Origin of the sequence: Variovorax boronicumulans NBRC 103145 (assembly GCF_001591345.1) — a bacterium.
GTDB classification, from domain to species: domain Bacteria; phylum Pseudomonadota; class Gammaproteobacteria; order Burkholderiales; family Burkholderiaceae_C; genus Variovorax; species Variovorax boronicumulans.
The window spans coordinates 1-3,596 of the sequence record NZ_BCUS01000231.1 but is presented as its reverse complement, the minus strand read 5'-3'; the positions used below and the strand labels follow the sequence as shown (position 1 = coordinate 3,596).

Annotated in this window: 5 protein-coding genes; all 5 read left to right on the top strand. The window is 68.6% G+C overall.

The genetic code is table 11. The features are described 5' to 3' along the window. On the top strand, positions 1-263 hold a 263-nt coding region (locus tag VBO01S_RS31085), incomplete at its 5' end, for a response regulator transcription factor (protein WP_169805115.1). 138 nt (positions 264-401) lie between these two features. After that, complete coding sequence (locus tag VBO01S_RS31080) at positions 402-1,310, top strand: TauD/TfdA dioxygenase family protein (protein WP_062482974.1); 909 nt, start codon at positions 402-404, stop codon at positions 1,308-1,310. A gap of 55 nt (positions 1,311-1,365) precedes the next feature. Beyond that, entirely contained in the window at positions 1,366-2,424 is a 1,059-nt protein-coding gene (locus tag VBO01S_RS31075) for a beta-keto acid cleavage family enzyme (protein WP_062482971.1), read from the top strand. A gap of 42 nt (positions 2,425-2,466) precedes the next feature. After that, the gene (locus VBO01S_RS31070) at positions 2,467-3,450 is read left to right on the top strand and encodes a tripartite tricarboxylate transporter substrate binding protein (protein WP_062482968.1); all 984 of its coding nucleotides are present in this window, start codon (positions 2,467-2,469) and stop codon (positions 3,448-3,450) included. A gap of 14 nt (positions 3,451-3,464) precedes the next feature. Further along, positions 3,465-3,596 (top strand): alpha/beta hydrolase (locus tag VBO01S_RS33380; RefSeq protein ID WP_174543725.1); only part of this gene is annotated, 132 nt, incomplete at its 3' end.

The following is a 3,596-nucleotide window of genomic DNA, read 5'->3' as shown; positions in this document are numbered from 1 at the left end:
CGCCCCTCGCTCCCGCCGTGCCGCCTGCGCCCGCGCCTGCGGCCCCCGCATCGCCCGGCGCCGTGCTCACGCCCAAGGAGGGCGAGGTGCTGGTGCTGCTGGCGCGCAACCTGTCGAACAAGGAAATCGGGCGCGCCATGCAGGTGGGCGAAACCACCGTCAAGTGGCATGTGAAGAACCTGTTCGCCAAGCTCGACGCCGGCACGCGCACGCAGGTGGTGCAGCGCGCGCGCATCCTGGGGCTGCTCGCCGCCGGGCACTGAGGGTTTCTCCCTCCCCTCCAGGGCCGCCTCCCCCTCCTGCGAGGAGGGGGCGCGCGCAGGGGCCCCGACCTATTCTTGCTTCCAGCACGGTCACCGCCGCACAGCGGCACCCCACGACCGGCACAGGAGACAAGACACATGGGTTCCACGATCCAGCCAGGCCTCTCGAACGGGGCCCCCGCCGTGCACGCGCGCGGCCTCCAGGTCCACCCCGTGACCTGCGCCATCGGCGCCGAGCTGCGCCACGTGTCGCTGGCCGAGGCCTCGCGCGACGCCGGCCTGGCGGCCGAGATCCGCGCGCTGCTGGTCCAGCACAAGGTGCTGTTCTTCCGCCAGCAGGAACTCACGCGCGCCGAGCACGTCACGTTTGCCCGCCACTTCGGCGAGCTGGAAGACCACCCCGTGGTCGGCAGCGACCCCGAGCACCCGGGCCTGGTGCGCATCTACAAGAACCCCGAGACGCCGGTCGACCGCTACGAGAACAGCTGGCACACCGACGCCACCTGGCGCGAGAAGCCGCCCTTCGGCTGCGTGCTGCGCTGCGTCGAGTGCCCGCCGGTGGGCGGCGACACCATGTGGGCCAACATGGCACTGGCCTTCGAGAAGCTGCCCGCGCACATCCAGCAGCAGATCGCCGGGCTGCGCGCGCGCCACAGCATCGAGGCCACCTTCGGCGCCGCGATGCCGATCGAGAAGCGCCTGGCGCTGAAGGCCCAGTTTCCCGACGCCGAGCACCCGGTGGTGCGCACGCACCCCGACACGGGCGAGAAGATTTTGTTCGTCAACGGCTTCACGACCCACTTCACCAACTTCCACACGCCGGCCAACGTGCGCTACGGGCAGGACTACCAGCCCGGCGCCGCCCTGCTGCTGGCCTACCTCGTGAGCCAGGTGCAGATTCCCGAGTACCAGGTGCGCTGGCGCTGGCAGCCGGGCGACGTGGCCATGTGGGACAACCGTTCGACCCAGCACTACGCGGTCATGGACTACCCGCCCTGCCATCGAAAGATGGAACGCGCCGGCATCGTCGGCGAAGCGGTCTTCTGAGCGGGCACGTCCTGCGCCCTCTCCCTTCCTTCTTCCCTTCTCCCGAGGTCCTGCCATGAACTTTCTCGACGGCCATCTGTTCCCCGAAAACCAGCAGCCGCTGGTCATCACCGCCGCGCCCTACGCACCGTCGTGGGTGCCCGCCGACTTTCCGGAAGACATTCCCGTCACGATGGAACAGCAGATCCAGAAGGCGGTCGATTGCTACAACGCCGGCGCCACGGTGCTGCACCTGCACGTGCGCGAGCTCGACGGCAAGGGCAGCAAGCGGCTGTCGAAGTTCAACGAGCTGATCGCCGGCGTGCGCAAGGCCGTGCCCGAAATGATCATCCAGGTCGGCGGCTCGATCAGCTTCGCGCCCGAGAGCGAAGGCGCCGCCGCCAAGTGGCTGAGCGACGACACGCGCCACATGCTGGCCGAGCTGGAGCCCACGCCCGACCAGGTGACGGTGACCATCAACACCTCGCAGATGAACGTGGTCGAGCACTGGGACGACGCCGATACCCGGGGCACCTCGATGGAAGACCCCGAGGTCTACCGCGCCTACAAGGAAATGACCGTGCCCGCGCAGCCGGGCTGGGCCGAAGAGCACATCCGCCGCCTCACCAAGGCCGGCATCCAGAGCGCCTTCCAGTGCTACAACATCAACAGCTTCGACTCGGTCGAGCGGCTGATGCGCCGCGGCGTCTACAAGGGCCCGCTGGTCATGAACTGGGTGGCCATCGGCGGCGGCATGGACGTGCCCAACATCTACAGCCTCGCCAACTTCGTGCGCGCCGTGCCCGACGGCGCGGTGCTCACGGTGGAAAGCTCCATGCGCAACGTGCTGCCGGTCAACATGATGGGCATCGCCATGGGCCTGCACGTGCGCTGCGGCATCGAGGACAACCTCTGGAACCAGTCGCGCTCCGCCAAGATGGGCACGGTGGCGCAGGTCGAGCAGCTGGTGGCCATCTCGCGCCAGTTCGGCCGCCCCATCGCCACCGCGAAGCAGGCGCGCGAGATTTCCAAGATCGGCGTGTTCTACGACACCGTCGAGGAATCGCTGGCGGCCAACGGCTTCGCGCCGAACCGCAACGGCGCGCAGCAGGGCTTCCTGCGCAAGGCGGCCTGAGCACCCCCCACCACCGGCACCAGAACACCTGGAGACATCGCGATGAAAAAAACCCACAACATCCTTCGCCGCCTGAAGCCCTGGGCAGCCGCCCTGGCCGCCGCGCCCCTGCTCGCCCATGCCTGGACCACCAAGCCGGTGCGGATCGTGGTGCCGGCGCCCGCGGGCGGCACCATGGACGTCGTGGCCCGCGTGTTGTCCGACGCCATTTCGGCCGAGATCGGGCAACCGGTGATCGTCGACAACAAGCCGGGCGCCGGTGGCGCCATCGGGGTGCAGGCACTCAACAGCGCGCCGCCCGACGGGCAGACCATCATGTTCATGGTCAGCAACATCCTGACCGAGATTCCCCTGGTGATGAAGACCAGCTTCGACCCGGTCAAGGACGTGAAGCCGGTGACCATGGTGGCGCGCTCGGCGATGGTGCTGGTGAGCGCGCCGTCCGTGCCGGCCAACGACCTGAAGGGACTCATCGCCTACCTGAAGACCGGCAAGGGCAGCCCGGGCAGCTACGCCTCGTACTCCGCGGGCACCAGCTCGCACTACGCCGGCGCCATCTTTGCCCGGAAGGCGGGGCTGGACCTGCAGCACGTGCCGTTCCCGGGCTCGCCGCCGGCGCTGCAGAACCTGATGGGCAGCCAGGTCGACATCCTGTTCGACGGCATCGTCACGTCGCTGCCACTGATCAAGGCTGGCAAGGTGAAGGTCTTCGGGGTCGGGGCCAAGACCCGGCTGGCCCAGCTGCCGGATGTGCCCACGATGGCCGAGCAGGGCTTCGACGAGATCGACTTCTCGAACTGGGCCGGCGCCATCGTGTCGGCCAGGATGCCCGACGACCTCGTCAAGCGGATCAATGCGGTCCTCACGAAGGCCGCCTCCTCGCCGAAGGTGCGGGAGCGGCTCATCGCGCAGAACTTCGTGCCGATGACCAGCGAGAGCCCCGAGCAGCTCGCGAAGATCACGCACGACGAGTACGAGCGCAACGCGCGGATCGTCAAGACCTACAACATCCAGCTCAACCAGTGAGGGTGCAGGCCGACATGACTGCTGCCACCGTCCTCATCGTTCCCGGCCTGCGCGACGCCGTCGCCAGCCACTGGCAGACCCTGCTCGCCGCACGCCTGCCGCGTGTGCGCGCGGTGCCGCCCATGGGCCGCGACGACCTCGACTGC